Annotated in this window: 10 protein-coding genes; 1 reads left to right on the forward strand and 9 read right to left on the reverse strand. The window is 48.7% G+C overall.

What is annotated here, in order from left to right; all coding sequences use genetic code 11:
• Positions 1–9: 9 nt before the first annotated feature.
• A complete protein-coding gene (locus EL173_RS10780) occupies positions 10–3,099 on the reverse strand; it encodes a type I restriction endonuclease subunit R (RefSeq protein WP_014571485.1) in 3,090 nt (1,029 codons plus the stop codon).
• Between the two features lie 356 nt (positions 3,100–3,455).
• On the opposite strand from EL173_RS10780, the gene EL173_RS10785 reads away from it, so the two are divergent.
• On the forward strand, positions 3,456–4,640 hold the full coding sequence (locus EL173_RS10785; RefSeq protein WP_005692712.1) for an AbrB/MazE/SpoVT family DNA-binding domain-containing protein: 1,185 nt from the start codon (positions 3,456–3,458) through the stop codon (positions 4,638–4,640).
• A gap of 364 nt (positions 4,641–5,004) precedes the next feature.
• Here EL173_RS10785 and EL173_RS10790 read toward each other — a convergent pair whose 3' ends face one another.
• From EL173_RS10790 to accA, 8 genes are all read right to left on the reverse strand, one after another.
• Positions 5,005–7,737 carry a YhgE/Pip domain-containing protein gene (locus EL173_RS10790; RefSeq protein WP_005692708.1) on the reverse strand — a complete coding sequence of 911 codons (2,733 nt, stop codon included), beginning with the start codon at positions 7,735–7,737 and terminating at the stop codon, positions 5,005–5,007.
• A gap of 234 nt (positions 7,738–7,971) precedes the next feature.
• Positions 7,972–9,936 carry a PTS sucrose transporter subunit IIABC gene (locus EL173_RS10795; protein ID WP_005692706.1) on the reverse strand — a complete coding sequence of 655 codons (1,965 nt, stop codon included), beginning with the start codon at positions 9,934–9,936 and terminating at the stop codon, positions 7,972–7,974.
• A 1-nt stretch (position 9,937) separates the two neighbouring features.
• Entirely contained in the window at positions 9,938–11,602 is a 1,665-nt protein-coding gene (locus tag EL173_RS10800; protein ID WP_005692702.1) for a glycoside hydrolase family 13 protein, read from the reverse strand.
• Positions 11,603–11,658: 56 nt separating this feature from the next.
• A complete protein-coding gene (locus tag EL173_RS10805) occupies positions 11,659–12,660 on the reverse strand; it encodes a LacI family DNA-binding transcriptional regulator (protein WP_005692700.1) in 1,002 nt (333 codons plus the stop codon).
• A 291-nt stretch (positions 12,661–12,951) separates the two neighbouring features.
• Entirely contained in the window at positions 12,952–14,430 is a 1,479-nt protein-coding gene (locus EL173_RS10810) for a sucrose-6-phosphate hydrolase (protein ID WP_126298227.1), read from the reverse strand.
• Between the two features lie 469 nt (positions 14,431–14,899).
• Positions 14,900–15,769: an SDR family oxidoreductase gene (locus tag EL173_RS10815; RefSeq protein ID WP_014571487.1), complete on the reverse strand. Its 870-nt coding sequence runs from the start codon at positions 15,767–15,769 to the stop codon at positions 14,900–14,902.
• Between the two features lie 88 nt (positions 15,770–15,857).
• Positions 15,858–17,039, reverse strand: coding sequence for an SAM-dependent methyltransferase (locus tag EL173_RS10820; protein ID WP_005692692.1), 1,182 nt, complete (start codon positions 17,037–17,039; stop codon positions 15,858–15,860).
• A 98-nt stretch (positions 17,040–17,137) separates the two neighbouring features.
• Positions 17,138–17,962, reverse strand: coding sequence for an acetyl-CoA carboxylase carboxyltransferase subunit alpha (gene accA / locus EL173_RS10825; RefSeq protein WP_223391038.1), 825 nt, complete (start codon positions 17,960–17,962; stop codon positions 17,138–17,140).
• Positions 17,963–18,078: the final 116 nt, after the last annotated feature.

An 18,078-nucleotide genomic window follows, 5' to 3' on the forward strand; every position in this document is an offset into this window, starting at 1 on the left:
TATTCCTCTCTAAAACTGTTTCTTGTATTGATCAGCAAATTCTGCAAAGGCTTGACGGAATTTGTTTCTAAATTTTATCGGCGACAATTGACGCACTTTTTCATCTTTTGCATCAGTCTTATACGTTGCTTGACCCTCTTTGAGAATCGAGTTCAAGGCTCCGGTGGCATTTAAATCATCTTCGCCGAGTGTATGTTCTTCCACAATTTGATTAATCAAGCGGTCTGACGGAATATCAGAAACACCCCACCATTGCTTAAAGTCACGAATTATCAACCGCTTTGTCTGGTTAATATGGTTGGTAATCATGCTCTTCACATCATTAGCTTTGACTGGATATTGTTCCGCCTTGGTTTCCCCGTTGACCAAGGCATCTGCTAGGCTACGAATGTTTGTTGCATAGCGTTCATCATCCATCTGCTCGGTAGCCTGTTGAATTTGTGTTCGCGTGGCAGTACTACCTTCTTGATCATTGTCATGCACTTTATTTGCAAGTTCAGCCAGCAGTTCGGAAATATAATCATACGTAACGCGAATATCCTTCACGTGTTCCATTTGCAGCGTTAGATCACTGATATCAATATTTCGTTTTTCGGCAATATTAGCTTTCAAGTCACCAGCAATAACAGTTGTCAGTTGAATTTCTTGATCGGGTGTCAGTCCAATTTGACTTAAAAGTGTTTCAGGGTGATCAATGTCATATTTGTCATCCTGCTTAAGTTTTGCCATGGTGAGATTGTAATCATGCAGCAGATTATATAAATGCTCTTGGGCGCTTTCACTCGGCGGTGTCATTGTAAAGTTTCCAGTTAAACTGGCCGCCTCTTTGACAATCTTTTTCATTTCATCTTTGAGATCGTTGTAACTTTTTTCAATCACGCCAGATGTATCATCCGGGCCCACTGTGAGCTGCACGTTTGCAGAATCACGATTGGCATATACCTGAATAGCTTCCTTCATCAACTTTTCTGACTGATTTGGCCAGCGGTAGTTCACGATCCGGCCAAACGGTTTTGTCTGAAAATTCTGCACGCGGTTAGTCCGGGAATAAGCTTGGATCAGATTCGCCCCTTTGAGAGTACGATCGACATATAGACAATTTAGTTCTGGGGCGTTAAACCCAGTTAGAAGCTGATCAACGACAATGACCAAATCAAAGTAACGTTTATCATCTACCGTTTTATTTAAACGTGTCACAACAGCCTCTGAGTACCCTCTTACGTTTGTTAGATCAAAGTGCTCGCCAAAAGCAGCATTATAATCATTAATCGCTTCAAGTAAACCGTCATTAGTTCCTTGCTGGGTACTACTATTCGTTGTGTCCATGCTAAAAGTAATGCCAATTCGTAATGGACGCTTTCGTTTAGCATTCTGTCGCTTGAACTCTTCGTAAAAACTCACAGCATTTTTAATTGATGATTGTTGACCGCCAACGTGGGTAGTAAATAGCGCGTTGTAAGCATAATTGTTAGAACGTTTCTGCCAATTATCTAGCACGTCTTTCACGACTAAGCGGATATGATCTTGGTTGCCATCGTAAACAGATGGTAGAACGGCATCATCCATATCATCTGCCGTCATGTTGTTAATTCTATTTTCAATTTTTTCTTTTGGCCACTCAGGATATCGCCAAGCAAAGTATTTCGGCAAATACGATTCTCTCAGAGCTGAATCGGTCAATGTGGTTTCAAAGTCAACTTTAAATCCAAGAACATTGTGGTCTGCAATTGCATCTCGAATCGTATATGCATGCAAGACTTCTCCAAAAATTTCGTAAGTTGTTGGGCCTTTTGTTGCATCAAAATTAGGCGTGCCCGTATAGCCGACCCACGCCGATTTAGGAAATGCGGCTTTAATGTGCTGAATCATTTCGCCGGCTGTTGACCGATGCGCCTCATCCACAATGAAAACAACATTTTTATCAAATTTAAAGTTATTTCGTGCTAATCCATCCAATTTCTGAATAGAAGTCACAATGATGCCAGACCGTTTTGTCTTCAATTTTTGCTTCAAAACGGTCTTATTGGCCGTATCTGCTACGACCCCATTTTTGCCATCGGGATCGCTATCAGGATCATAGGCACGATATTCGTCGACAGTCTGGTTGGTCAATGCAATTCGATCAACCAAAAAGACAACCTTGTCAACATTTGGTAGACGTGAAGCGAGCCACGCCGCCTTAAATGAACTTATTGTCTTTCCCGATCCAGTGGTATGCCAAATATAGCCGACTTCCTTAGGATCAAGTCCGAATTGTTGCCGTCTGATTTTGTTAATAACGCGAATGGTGGCATAGACCTGATATGGACGCATAACCTTGATCATTTTCCGATTTTTAGTGCCATCGAGGATAATATAATTAGTCGCCATCTGGTGTGCCATCGGAATAGACAACATAAGATTGGAAAACTCGCGCCAATCACGAATTGGCCTATTATCAGACTCTCTCTGCCAACGAAAGGCAAAATCAAGGTTAAACATATCATCTGTTGTGTTGGCCATGTACCGAATATCATGCGGCGTCATGGAGACCAATATCTGGAGCGTACTAAAGATATCCGTGTACTGTCGTTCATGGATATACTGATGCATTTGATTTAAGGCTTCTTTGGGGTCATGACTGTCAGCCTTTTCTTCAATCTGAATAATCGGTAAACCGTTAATCAAAAGGGTAACGTCAAACCGGCGAGCTGGTCGACCTGCTTGAACAGGTGGGCGCCGAATCTGATTAACAATTTGATAAACCGTATTACCAGCGCCAACTTCAGCTTGATCAAAGACGGTTAAGAAAACGTGTTTACCATCATCGCGATCAACTTCAATCTGCGAAGTCCCGTTTAGACCGTATAGAAATTGTCCTGCTTCATACGGAGAGCGTAAGTTTCTAATTTTAGCCTGGACCTGATTAAATTCTGCAACCGACAGCGGCTTTTGTAACTGGTCAGCGTTATTCCGCTCAAGAATTACTTTGAAATTCTGCCACAGATCTTCTCCATCTTTTATATCTGGTAAATACTGCCACTGCTTAGTTCCGCCAATATGCTGCAAATGATCAATGAGCTTACTTTCAAACGCAAGCTCGTTTCTTTCTATCCCCATGTCTTCCTCCACAGCTGCATACTTTATTAACAGTACACAACTAGCAAACCTTTATCGCTTCATTCCAGCGTTAATATTATCTTCATCTATTATCTGTCATAATGTCGCTTTCGTGCAACAATCAAAACGATTTCAGCATAATCTTCGTTGACGTCACCTAGCACAACAAGTAATTTAACTAACAGCTCAAACAGAAAAAAGATGGTCGAGTCAACTAAACGCTGACTGGCCATCCTTCAAAAAAATCACATACCCTGTCATCCCGCCGACATCTCCCCATCACACCCCACCCCAAAATGTGCTACAGTAAGTTTCTGAACAAAACACATCAAACAAGTTGGAGCGTGTAGAAGAAATTGACTAAAGAAGCACATCAAGTCGTCATTCCGGATGCCATTATGGAAGATCTTGATATTAAAGATGGCGAGCAGGTTGAGGTGACGTTGAAGGATAAAGAGGCAGTGATTCGGCCGAAGCGGACGGATACGGGGACGCAGACGATTTCGTTGCGATTTTTCCTGATTCCAACGGTTTTGGCGGGGCTGTTTTTTCTGGCTTACTTTATTTATTTTCAGATTTTGCAGGTGCCGATGACGGGGAAGAATTCGATTGCGCAGATGGTGATTGTGCTGGGTGAATTAAGTGGCATGGGGACGTTTGCGGTAACGTATGTTCAGAATCATCGGCGGATTCATGGCCGTGATCATCGGCGGCGGTATTGGCGGATTTTTCCGACGCTGTTGCTGGCGTTTGCGATTATTCTAGCGTTTGTGGCGTCGGTGTTCTTTTGGGCGATTGGCTACATGTTTGAAGGTGTCAGTTTTGATATTTATACGGCGACGGGGTTGTTTTTGCTGTTTATCAGTATTGTGAACTACCTAATGATTTATTCGGCATTGTCGATTTCGACGTCTTTCATTACGACTTTGTTTTTGTCGACATTCGTTGGTGGCGTTGTCGGGGCGATTGTGACGAACAGTTCGCGGCAGTGGTGGCAGCATAATGTCAGCTTCTTGGGCACGAGCAAGGCGCTGAATGCGTGGCAGTTTAACTTGACGATTGCGGTGTCGGCGTTGCTGTGGATTGCGCTGGTGGACTATTTGTTTGTGCCGTTGATGGCGCATCGGAAAACGGATTGGCGACTGATTACGATGCGGATTATGTTAACCGTGGCGGCCGTAGCGTTACTGGGCGTTGGGCTGTTTCCGAATAACCGCGGCATCTGGCATGTCCTTCACACTCAAAGCGCGTGGTTTCTGAATTATTTCCTCATCGGGATGATTATCGCCGTGCGTTGGCTGCTGCCGGGGGTCTCACGCGAATTTCTCAGCACCAGTTACATCATCGGCGGCATCATCATTTTCGCCGCGATCTTGTTCCAATTTGTCCACTACCTTTCGCTGACGGCGTTTGAGATGATTGCCTTTGCCCTCGCCATGTCGTGGATCATGTTGCTACTACAGAACATTCATCGCCTGTATCAAAAAGATGAGTCTACCTTCGTTGTGACGGTGACCACGAAGAAGGAAAAAGCAGAATAATCAGCGACTGAATCGAAAAGTGGCGTACTCACAAAGGGGCGTCACTTTTTTTGCCTAAAAATCTGAACGCTATGTGTTGCTTGTCCCCTTAAATCTGAACATCATCAGCGTGTAGGGCTCATCGCTGCTGCACGCGTGGTTTCCCTTCGATCGATCGCCAGCCCTTTCATGAACCTAACTTCACACCAATCAATATCAAAGTATAGCGCTCTTGCTGCCATGCCCGCGCCTACTGCCTGTCTATTTTTGAACACTGCGCCCTTCAATATCTTTTTCCACACGCAAACAGACAATGCTACTGGCTGATCACCAGCAACATTGCCTGTTTCAATTGAACAATCTTTACTTTTGCCACCCGCACGAACTACTCGATGATTTTCGACTCGCGCGTCTTCTCATTCATCCGCTCAATCCACGGGTGAATTGGCGCTTTCAGAAAGAGTCCTAGCAGGAAGAAGATGATGCCGAATGCGAGGAGTGCCGCGACATCGACCCAGAGATTTGGCCAGTAGATGCCGCCGACTGTTTCACGCAGGAGGTTGACGGCGTAGGTAAATGGCAGCCATGGGTTGATCATCTGGAAGAACTTGCCGGATAAGACGACAGGGAAGTTCCCGCCTGCACCGGAGATGGAAAGGACTAAGATGATGATGCCGATGCCTTTGCCGATATTGCCGAATAGCGAGATTAAAGCGTAGAGAATGGAGACGAAGACCAGACTGAGCATCATGGCAAATAGCAGGTAAAGCGGCTTGTTGACGACGTACGTGCCGATCAAGAATAAGTTGCCGAGTGCAGCGATGAGACCTTGCAGCATCCCCAGGACGGCAAACGTCAGCCAACGCGCCGTGTACATTTGTTTGACGGTGGCGTCGCTGAGCGTTGGCGGCAGTCGATACTCGGTAATCAGGATTGCGCCCAGCAGCAGTGCCCCGACCCAGATACAGAGTGCCAGGTAAAATGGCGCACTTTGCGAACCGTATGTCGGAATGTGATAGAAGCTTTGTTGTTTGAGTTCAACCGGTTTGGCTAAGAAGCCAGCCTCTTTGGTGGCGTCGCGGCGTAACAGTTTGATTAACTGGGATAAATCGACGGACTTTTCGCCTTTTTTAATGGCCGCGGCGCCTTTTTGAATTGCTTCTTTTAGCGTCGGCCAGTCGTCTTTCACGAATTTCTGGGCGTCATCCAAACCGCTTTGGAGTTGCGGCATTTTTTCGTTCGCCAAGGCCAAGGTGTTGGTGAGGTCGGATTCGACGCCAGGGAGATCTTGATTGATGAAGTCGGTGGCTTTTGTCAGCTTGGTTTTGAGGCTGGGGAAATCATTTTGGTACAAGTCCGCGACGGTTGTGATGCCGCTGGTGATGAGATCCATGTGACCGTTAAGCAGCGTGTTGGCATCGGTAAGTTCCTGTTTGAGTGCCGGCAGCTGCTTTTTCGCTTTGACCAAAAAGTTGTGAGCCTGCGTCAACAGATCCTTCGTGCCGCTGAGCAGTGACGGTATGGATGGCAGGATCTGCTGGTTAATCGTATCCAGCGTGGTGTTGGCATCGTTGAGAGCCGCCTTAAAATCATTCAAAACCTGCTTGACGCTGGTGCCGAGATCGAGGGCTTTGAGCGTATTGGCCGCGTCGGCGAATTGATTGGCGGTGTTTGCTAAAACGCCGAGCCGCTGCTGCAATTCACTCGTACTTAGGTTAGGTACATCCTTAGCCAAAGCTTCGGCGTCGCGTTGAACCGCAGTGGCTGTCGCGGCAACTTCTTTGAGCTTAGCAATGGCCCCGTCAAGCACATGATCATCCTTGCCGGTTAACTGATTAAGAGTTGTCTGCACCCGGGTCAACGTGTCTGCCAAGCTGGTGGCATTGGCGGCAACCTTACCTTGACGATTGGCCAATGCTGTCAGCCGTTGCGCCATCGCTTGCTTCAGTGCCGCGGTGTCTTTGCTGCTGTCTAATTGTTGCAGTTGTTGTTGCAACGTTGTTAAGTCAGCGCTCAAGCTGGTGTTGGCAGCCGCAATCAGTGTTAAGCCGGCGTCGGTTGCATTTTGCACCACACCCAAGGCCGTATTGATTTTGGGAATCACGTCATCTTTGGTCGTTGCCACCGCCGCTTGGGCATTTTTGCCAAAATCAGTTAAAGCCGGCAGCGTGCCATCGACTTGGTTAACCACCGTGATGCCTTGATCCGTTACCTGAACCGCTTTGGTGACACCGGATTCGAGCTGATCGAAATTGGTGACCACCGTATTCAGCTGGGCCCCTGCCTGCCGAACTTCGGGTAGCTTGCCCTTAACATTCGTGGCGAGCTCACCGGCATCTTGGACCATGGGCAGATAGCCATTTGCCCCCGTCAGCTTTTGAGCCATTTGATTGATCTCGGGCAGATACCCTGCCATTTCGTTAGCGGTTTGCAGTTTAGCGCGAATCGCTGGCATTTTAGCCTGTAACTGGTCGACTTCCGCCAAATACTTTTCGATCGTTGGCAGCTGATCGTTTGTATTGGTAACCAAGCTGGTGAAGCGGCGAATCATCGGCAGGTTTTGATCTAGCTTGATGCCCGCTTTATTGAAGGCTTTCACCAATGTCTTGGCTGCCGTTGAGATAAATTCATCCGAAATTTTGTTTTGCAGCGTGGTCGCGCCGGTGCTGGTGATTTTAGGCGCCACCGCGTTGATTTTTTCGTTGACGTAATAATCGAGTTTCGGTTTGTGAATTTTGCCATCAACGAAGCTCAGCAAGTCTTTTGAAAAATGCTTTGGCACCACCACCCCGGCGTAGTACTTACCGCTTCTAACGCCTTTTTGGACGGCTTGTTTGGAGTCGACAAAGCGCCAGCCGAGTTGTTTATTATCTTTCAGTTGATCCGTCAGCTCATCGCCGACTGCCACTTTCTGGTTGCGAAAAGTGGCGGGTTGATCCGCCGAATACACGGCTACTTTTAAATCCTGCGTGTTGCTGTAAGGATCCCACAGCGCCCAGACATTGAACCAGCAGTAAAGGCTGGGAATGACGACCAGCGCTGCGATGAGTAAGAAGGCTAAAGGACTTTTGAAAATTCGTTTCCAGTCCAGCGCCACTAATTTGCCAATGTTACGCATAACGTCCTCCGAGTCCTAGATTGAGATATTTTCTGATTATATCACAGGTGTTTGGTCACGCAATTGGACAAAAAGCAGAAAGTGTCGGGATGAAGCTTTGGATTTGTACGTCCTTCATCCTACACGCTTTCACGTTTTTTCGGCACTCCTAAACTAACGGGATCAAAAAAGCCTTAATCCCATCCCCAGTCACAATAACTAGGGCGATAGGATTAAGGCTTATTTCAGCATCTTTTACAAGGACGCCGGTGAAACCGATTCGACTTTAACGTCTTCACGCTGCACTGCCAACAGATCGGCGCCGGCTTCAACCGTGGTGTCGGCAACCGGTTCGATCCGGGCGTAGGCTTTGCTGTTGGTGATTAGCACCATCGTTGTCGGATCAAGGCCAGCCTTTTCAATGGCTGCGCGATCCATGGTTCCCAGCAAGTCGCCTTTTTTGACGTGTTGACCGGCCTTGACGGCAACCGTGAACGGCGCACCGTGTAAATTAACGGTATCAATCCCTAAGTGCACCAGAATTTCCATACCGTCATCGCTGGTCAAGCCGTATGCATGACCCGTGTCGGCAACAACCGATAAGGTGCCGGATTGTGGCGCGTAGATTTTGTTGACGCCGGCATTTTCTGGCTTAATCGCTAAGCCGTCGCCCATCATGCCGGAAGCAAATACCGGATCGCTTACCTTATTCAAAGCAAGCGTTTCGCCGCTGACCGGTGCATAGACCTTGTTGTCACTCACGGTTGACGAAATCACCGCATTTGCCGTCTCCACATCACGATCGGGCGCCAAGACTTCTTTAGGAATGGCAAAAGCGTTGGTGGCAACAAACGCAACGACAATCGTCCCCAGTGAAACGATGGTGTACCACAGCAAGGCGTGGCCGTTGTAAATATACATTAGATATGACGGAACCACGGCAAGCCCATAAGAGTTGGCGGAAACATTGAGAATGCTCAAGACCGCCGCGCCAAGTCCGGAAGTTAACACGGTGACAATCAATGGCCGAAAATTATAGCGAATCAAAACCCCAAATAAAGTTGGCTCTGAAACCCCAAAGAGTTGTGAGGTGAATGCCCCCATTGAAGTTGCCTTAGCTTTACCGGAACGCGCGCGGAGGAAAATTGCCAACGCCACACCTAAGTTTGCAAAGCCATACATCGCTTCTAACGTAATCAACGGATTCAAGCCGGTGGACGCCAGCAGCGAAGTTTCGATGGCAATCATGGTTTGATGGATCCCGATGAGCACCATCAGCGGATAAGCTGCCCCGATCAGAAAGCCGCCAATGCCAAATGGTAAGTGAATCACCGCCTGCACGCCAACTAGCATTCCATTTTCAATCGCATGGACAAGCGGGCCGACGCCTAAAATCATAATGGCAAACGTGACTAGCATCGTTAGAAATGGCGTCAGGATTTGCTCCAAAACATTCGGCATGTGACGGCGGAAGAACAGCTCCAGTTTGGCGCCGATAAACCCAGCGACCAAAGCCGTTAATACTGAACCCTGACTGCCAACCACTGGCAACCAGCCGAACAGCATGATTGCCTTGGCACTGCCGTCTGCAACTGAGTAGGCATTAGGCAAAATCGGCGAAACTAACATGAGGCCAATCACAATGCCGATAATCGGCGTCCCTTTAAAGTAGCGAAATGTCGACCACACAATCAACGCCGGCAAAAAGGCAAACACGGTGTCGGTCAGCACTGAAATGACCGAGGTGAGACTGGCGGGAATGTCACTAGGCACAGCGCCAAAAAGCTTTAACACCTGAGCGTTGGTCGCCGCACTTTTCAATCCTAAGAACAGTCCGGTAGCCGCAATGACGGGGATGATCGGAATGAAAATGCCGGACAGCATGGCCATTAAGCGCTGCACCCAAGTCTTATGTTCGTCGCCTGCCGCTGCGGTGGTGTCCGCATCGTCCTTGCCATAAATCGCATTCACGGTCCCCAGCTTGGCAATTGCCGCGTACACATCATTGACAACGCCGGTACCAATAATCACCTGATACTGACCGGAACCATAGAAAACACCTTTGACTTCTGGCAGCTGCTCCAACGCCTTATCGTCAATCGCCTTGCGATCCTTCACAACAAAACGCAGCCGGGTTTGGCAATGGGTCACGGAATCAACATTATTGACGCCAACCAACTTCAAAATTGCTTTTGCTTCTTGTTCATAATTTTTTGCCATCTTAATTCACCTCAATGAGAATCGCTTGGTAGGGTTTCAACGTTGGTGCTGCATCCGGATAATTGTTCAGCCAGATTTGGCCATCCGGTAAGTCGATAGTCGCCGGTGTAGCACTGAGATTGACATAGATCCGCAAATGTTTCCCGCGGGCGTACGCGATGACGTGTTCGTCTGCCACCGTAAGCGGCGCAAAATCACCGTCAATCAGATCCGACCGCAACGGCGAATCATTACGCAACTGGCACAGCTTTTGGTAAAAGTGCCAGACCGAGTCGGGATCGGCCTGTTCATCCTGCCAGTTGACGCCGGGTGCTTGTTGGGCCACCGGTAGCCACGGCTGGTGATCGCTGAACCCGCCGTTTGCCTCGTCGTTCCAGGGATACGGTGTGCGGGCATTATCACGCGAGCGGCGATTGACACATGCCAAGGCGTCCGCTTCCGAATAACCTTCCGCTAACGCCCGCCGATAATTATCATGCGCCGACAAATCGTTAAATTGATCAATGCTGCTGCGAACCGCATTTACCATTCCCAACTCCTGACCTTGATAGATAAACGGGCACCCGCGCAAGCAGAAATACAATAATGCCAATGCTTTGGCGCCGGTGGCATTGCGGTACGCCGGTTCGCGAATGTACTTACTCAAACTCCGCGGCTGATCGTGATTTTCAAGAAAATTAGCCCCCCAGCCGACGCGTTGAATGGCCAGCTGACTTTTTGCAATCGCATCGCCCAGCATTTTCGGCGTCCACTGCGTCTGCTTGAACCACTCCGAACCGGAAGCTACATCAATATCGGCATAATGGAAATCAAAGATCATGGAAAAGTAGCCGTTTGGACCGATGAAGTCGCCTAGTTCATCATAGGCAACCCCGGAAGCCTCACCGATTGTTACGGCATTGGCAGGTTTAAAGGTAGCAGCGTTCAGTTCTTTAAGGAAGCGCGCCAGGCCGGGCCGATTCTCTGCCTTCCGCTTCACTTTTCCTAGACCATCGTTGCCATCTGGCGTAATCGCTGCAAAATCCTGATCCTTTTTGATGAAAGTGATCGCATCAACCCGGAAGCCCGCCAAGCCTTTTGCCAACCACCAGTTAATCATCTGGTAAATCGCCTGCCGCAGCTTGGGATTCTCCCAGTTCAAATCCGGCTGCTGCGGGGAAAAGACGTGCAGGTAATACATGTCGGCTTCACCGGGAACCGCCGTCCACGCCGAGCCAGCACCGAAATTAGAGCGCCAGTTATTCGGCGGCTGTCCGTCATGACCTTTGCGGAAAATATAATACTGGCGATAGGGTGAAGTCGGATCTTTCAACGCGGCTTGAAACCACGGATGCTGATCCGAAGTGTGGTTCACCACCAGATCCATCACCACTTTAATCCCTAGTTCTTTAGCAGCGGCCATCAACGCGTCAAAATCAGCCATGGTGCCAAAGCGCGGGTCAATTGCCTGATAGTCGGAGATGTCATAGCCATTATCCACCATCGGGCTTCGATAAACCGGTGACAACCAAATCGCCGTCACTCCTAAGGCCTTGAGCTTCGGCAACTCACTGGTAATCCCTGGCAAGTCGCCAATGCCGTCATTGTTGCTATCTTTAAAGGATGCCGGATAAATTTGATAGAAAATTTCTTGTTGCCACCATGTGCGGCTGGTTTCGTTAAGCATGCGTAACTCCCTTTTCTGAAATGTGGTATCGATTCCATATTTGCCAAAAATAAAACTCAGGCGCTTTGCCTGATTTTTAACGTCAAGGTTAACGGTTCTAAGGTCGCAGCCGGTTCACCGCGGCCAAGTCCGGCTAATAGTAAGTCCGTTGCCACCTGCGCCATTTCGGCAACAGGCTGATGGACGGTCGTCAGCGGCACGCGGGCAAACGGTGCAAATGGCTGGTCGTCATAACCCATCACCGCCATGTCATCTGGAACGGCAATGTTAGCGGCGACTAAACTGTCCACGACGCCAACTGCCACTTCATCTGAGTTCGTAAAAATAGCATCCGGACGCTTTGCCGGAGCCAGCGCGGCGATTTGGCGTCCGAGCGTTTGGCCTTCTGTTGCAGAATGCACCTGCTCAAACAGCCAGGCAGGTTCGACTGGCAACCCGCGCGCTTGCATAAAATCAAAGAAAGCTTGGGTTCGACTTTGACCGTGGCGGGCACTTTTGATCGCGCCACCGGTCATATAAGCAAAATGCCGATGACCTTGCGCAAATAGGTAATCCAATGCATCGCGGGTTGCCTGATAGTGCGGTAACACCAAGGACTTAGCATTGGGAATCTGCACATCCGCATTGACCACGACCACTCGCCCAGGAAAGGCTTTAGCCACTGCCGCCACCCGCGCCGGTGCTTCAACTGACGCTAAGATGACACCATCGAGTTCGCGACTTTTCAGCTGGTTCAAAAACCGCCCCTCGGCATCCGGATCATCGTAAGTTTGCGAAATCATGACTTGGTAACCGTGGGCGTGCAGTGTTCGCTCAATGGCATCAAACAAACCGGCAAAAAACGGGTTCGTGACTCGCGAGACCAAAACGCCAATATTTCCGGTTGCCTGGGCGCGCAAGGAGGTAGCGGCTGCGCTAGGCGTATAACCCAGCGTCTTGATCGCAGCTTCGATCCGCGCCTTCTTATCAGCGGAAATATACGGATGATGATTCAAGTACCGCGATACCGTCGTCACACCCACGCCGGCTGCCGCAGCAATTTCGCTAATCGTTGCCATGAATGGCGCACCTCCTGTTTATGGAATCGATTTCATACTGTGAGTATACAGCGCTTTCAAAAATTGTCAAGGCACAGTTGAAAAAATTCGATTACTTCTGCAAATGAAATGCCTCGGTGCACAGATGACTGCAGTTGATTGGCAAAAAAGCATCAGCCAATGTCTGCACGAATGACATTTGGCTGATGCTTTTTTATTTATTGGCGCAAATAAGTTGTTTAAATGGTGGCGACATGGTTGATATCAGATGTGCTTTCTACTAACATCGCTTCATTCAGTTTCAAAAGCCGCCTATAGCCCGCCATTACCCTTCCGCAGATTCCACGCCTGCACGTTGCTAACCGCAGCAGGTGGATTCACACGTGCGGCAGTGGGGCATGTGTCTCCAAAGAAGCGCCCGGAAACCACCCGATAACCACCGTCAATGAATAACTCGAAAACGGAGACGTCCACAAATAACCGAATCGTGACCGTTTTGCCTGCTGGGAAACCAAATTGACGCAAGCTGCCGCCATTATTACGGTTCTCGCGCTGAACCATCCCTTGTCCACTATCTGAGTCAAGATTGATCAACAGTTGATCGTGATCGCCATCCGGAACATGGACGGTGGCTTTTTGGCCGGCAGCTAACGTCATGCTCAGTTCGAACGCACCGCTCAACGCTTTGACTGACCATTGATCCGTATTGTGGCTGACAACTGGTAAGGCCTCAGCAGCAGTTTCCCGAAGCTGTTCTATGTTGGGATGCGGCTTTAGGCAAACATGACCATCGCGTAAATCCAGCTGGCGCACGTAACTCAAGACGCCTTCCCACCCGTCTGCATCCGTTGGGTAATTCGTGTCGGGTAAGCCTAGCCAGGAAATTGCTAAAGTGCCATCTTTTTCGGTATTGGCAAGCCGGGTTGCGTAAAAGTCAAACCCTTTATCGATATTTTGCAGGCGCTGATGGGTCAGTGTGCCAGTCTCCGGATCAAAGCTGTCGGCCACAAGTGCAATATTAGGATAAACATTTTCGTATTCGAAAAAGTCTTGATCCAAGCCTTGTGGGCAGTACACTAAGACGACTTTGCCATTAATAAAGGCAATGTTTGGACATTCCACCATGTAACCGCAAAACTCGTCCGGGATACTTAACGGGGCCACAAAGCGCCAGGTCTTATCCGGCTGCTTTTCATATAGTAGGATGGCGCCGGTGTGATCGGCCCGCTGACCACCGATTAAGACATAGGTTTTATCTTGATAATTAAATAGAAATGGATCCCGGAACTCTTGGGTGTAGCCAGCAGGCGGATTAGCAATCAATGGCTTCGGATCTTTATATAAACGACTATCTGCGCCCAGAACCGCCCCTAATTGCGTGGACTGTCGATGCCACTGCTCATCCCGCACATTACCGGTGTACATGATTCGCAACGTACCATGCGTCACTAATGCCGAACCGGTGTAAGCACCTTGCGCATCAAGTTCGTTATCCGGCAATAAATCACCCGGGACCCGCCGCCAGTTAAATAAGTCTTTGGATACGACATGCGCCCACGACTTTAAACCATGAACCGGACCAAATGGAAACTGCTGGTAATATAGGTGCCACTTGCCATTAAAGAAATTCAGACTGCAGGGATCATTGATCAAGCCCGTGTCCGGTTGAATATGCGTCTTAGTTCGCCACTGACTTGCAGCAACCTCAGCTTTCAAGCTCGCCACATACTCTGGTGTCCACGTCGAATAAGGCTGATACCGCTTAGCCATATTCTCAATTGAGTCCGTCATGTACTTACCACCTTGTGTTTGAAATAATACCCTTATCTTATCTGAGTTCGCGGCATTGTCAATGGAAGCGCAAACAATCCGATGATCCGGGCTGCTTAATCATTGATTACGCACGAACGACCCATTATGCCACGGGTACGATTAAAAATCACCATGAACCGCACCGCTTTTTAAATTCGCCCAGTTTAAAAGTGAGCTGTCCAACTTTATTCAGCTTAAAATCCAACACAAAACCCGCGGCCATCAGCTGCGGGTCTCAGTTTTACCAATCGGAGGGTACCAATTGGCAATCATTATTTTGGAGGAGTAGAAATGAAAAAGTTGGGTTGGGGTTTAGGAATGAGTGGGTGGCTCATTTCTATGTTGTTAATACTACCGACGAACTTTGAACATTCTGTGACGGCAAATCGCTCTTTGTGTTAACAAGGTTTTCCGCCGTGTCTCATGACCTTGCGTTTGGCAGCCAAGATTACTTTTCCGGTAAAAAGTCGCGCCGATAATCGTGGACATATTGCGAAAACGTGATTGCCGGTCGCCCAAGCACTTTTGGCAACGTTGTGGTCACTTCTTTGGCATTCCCCATTTGCGTGATCAGATACAGCATGACCATCACATTCACATAATTCTTCGGCAAGCCGCGCGCAATCATGGTGTGGCGAAAACGCAGTAGACTTGGCCGACTATACGTTATCTGGACGCCTAACACTGCCGTCATGATTTTAGCGACCTCGGCATACGTGAGCGCCTGATCGCCGGTGATCGCCAGCTTTTGGCCAATATATTGCGGATCACACAGGACAGTTGCTGCCACGGCACCGATGTCGCGCGTATCAATGAAACTCGTCCGAGCGCGTCCAGCCGGCACAAATAGATCATGGTGGGCCACAATGTCATGGCGATGCGTGGTATTGAGATTTTGCATGAAAAAGCTTGGCCGAATAAATGTGTATGGCAACCCAAGTGCTTCAATGCGTTTTTCAATCTTATGATGCGGGGTCATTGGATTGTGTTCAACGCCCAGTAACGAGACGAAAACCACCTGCTTAATCCCATGGCGCACCAAGGCATCAAGAAATGGATACATGTCCGTTTTGGGTTTTGCTAATTGCGGCGGGCGCACGAAGAAGACCTTGTCAATGGCCGCCAATGCCGGGTCAAAAGTTGCGGCGTCAAGAAAATCAAATTTGCGTAATTGAACCGGCAAGTCCCGTAAAGTTGCACGCGCATGAGCCGGCGAATGTACAGCAGCAAAAAGTTGCACGTCTGCACGTTTGGTTAAAGCTTGAATCAGCGGCAGTCCAATATTGCCGGTCGCTCCGATCACTAATATATTCGTCAAGTTGAATACTCCTCCATAAAAGAAAAGCACCCCTGAAGGTACCTTTTCAAAGCTGTCGTGTCATAAACCGTTAACTAAATTTCCGGCACTATTCGTACATATAATCACGGGTAGCTGGCAAGTCCTTACCAGACGGACCCTTACTAATCAGATACTGCATGACATCAATGTTACCGGCCTCAAAACTCGCAGCGGCGGCTTGCAGGTAAACATCCCACATGCGCGTAAATTCATAACCGAACTTTTGCTGAATCGGATTACGGTGATTATTGAAATTCGTATCCCAAATTTCAAGCGTCCGCTGATAATGGCGGCGTAATGGCTCCAAGTCGTCCAACTGCATACCGGCATCAATAATATGGGTCAGATTTTCCGCCATCCCAGGCACATAGCCATCCGGGAAAATGTACTTATTAATCCAGGCATTCACGGCCCCGCCTTGCTGCCGTGTAATCCCATGAATCAACGCCACACCATCATCTTTTAGCAGCTTGGCAACATCTTTAAAGTACTCTTCTAGATTTTCCTTACCGACATGTTCAAACATACCGACAGAGGTAATGTAGTCAAACGGTTCGCGATCTAATTCGCGGTAATCCATATATAGAATTTCCGCCACGTCATTCAGGTGTTCCGCTTCAATCCGGTCAGAAACCAGCTTAAACTGTTCCTTACTTAAGGTGATACCAACCACATGCAAATGGTAGGTCTTGGCCGCCCGTAACATAAGCGTCCCCCACCCACAGCCGATATCCAATAACGTCCGACCCGGCTGCGGATTCAGTTTGCGTAAAATGTGATCGATTTTATTTAATTGTGCCGTTTCCAGATCGTCATCCCAGTTCTCAAAATAAGCACAGGAATACGTCAGCGTTGGATCCAGCCATAGCTTGTAAAAGTCATTACCCAAGTCATAGTGTGAATGAATATCCTGCTTGGACTTGCGCTCGGTGTGGCTTTGCTTAGGCAACACGCGCATGAGTTTGTTGTTACGCATAAAACTGTCCGCGTTGGCATAGGCCGCCGCAATTAATTGCTGCAACGGCCGCTTACCACCAAGAACCTCAATGTCACCACGCATGTAGGCCTCACCTAATGCAAGCGAAGCATTCTTTAGCAGCAAACGCACTGGGATCGCTTTTTTCATTTTAATCGTGATCGTCGGCTCGCCTGTTCCATATGTTTCTTCCGTGTGGTCCCAATACTCAACACGGACCGGAATATTGAAAGAGTGACTGAACATGGTATGATAAAACTTTTTTTCGAGCATGATGACCTCCGTTTTGAAAAGTTACAACCGTAATTATAAAGCTTTTTGACCAAAGAAAAAACACCGCCAATGAAATGGACGGTGTGTTGCCGCTTTCATTAAAATTTTCGGAAGCGGGCTTGACGCTGGGTAACCAGTGTCTGCGGATCCAATGCCATAAGGGTCGCCAACTTTGGCTTAACCTCGGCTTTGAGTGCGCTGGGGAAGTCGGTACCGGTATCCGTAATTATCCGATCACAGACTTTTTTAGCCAACAAATCCCGCGGGGTCAGTTGCATGACTTCAGCCGCTTCTTTGGCGCGGCTGGAATCTTTCCACAAAATCGCCGCAAAGCCTTCTGGTGACAAGATGCTGTACATGCTTTTATCTGTCATCCAGACTTCATCACCAAACGCCAGCGCCAGTGCCCCGCCTGATCCGCCTTCGCCAACCAATATCGCTAAAATCGGCGTTGGCAAATCGGCGCACGTGACGAGCAAGTCTGCAATCGCTGCCCCTTGCCCATTTGCCTCTGCTTCTTTACCTGGATAGGCACCAGGGGTATTAATCAGCGTGACAATCGGACGATGAAACTTCGCCGCCTGTTTCATAAGCCGCAACGCCTTGCGATAACCCCAAGGCTCCGGACTGCCAAAATGGGTCTGCAACCGTTCTGTCAAGTCATTGCCTTTATCGGTCGCAATCACAGTTACCGCTTGGTCATCCAACCAACCGATGCCGCCAATGACAGCCGGATCATCATGACTGGACCGATCACCATGTAATTCATGAAAATTGGTGACTAAGCCGTTGATGAGTTCGCGGGTGGTATAGGGACGTGGGGCGCGCGCCGCTTGAACGGTGGCGTAGGCGGATGTTTCTTTTTTGGGCATGCCAGGGTACCTCCTTGCTTCGTGTTGGTGCTGGTGGGGATGTTTTCCGATGCTGAAATGCGTTCACAGTTACAGAAATCTGCGTGTATGGGCCTCTAGCCTAAATGGCCAAAGACCGGCTGGCTCGGGAAAGTCACTTTTGTTTCGGTTGGGGACATTCTCCGATG

This window comes from Lacticaseibacillus rhamnosus (assembly GCF_900636965.1).
In the GTDB taxonomy this organism is placed as follows: Bacteria; Bacillota; Bacilli; order Lactobacillales; family Lactobacillaceae; genus Lacticaseibacillus; species Lacticaseibacillus rhamnosus.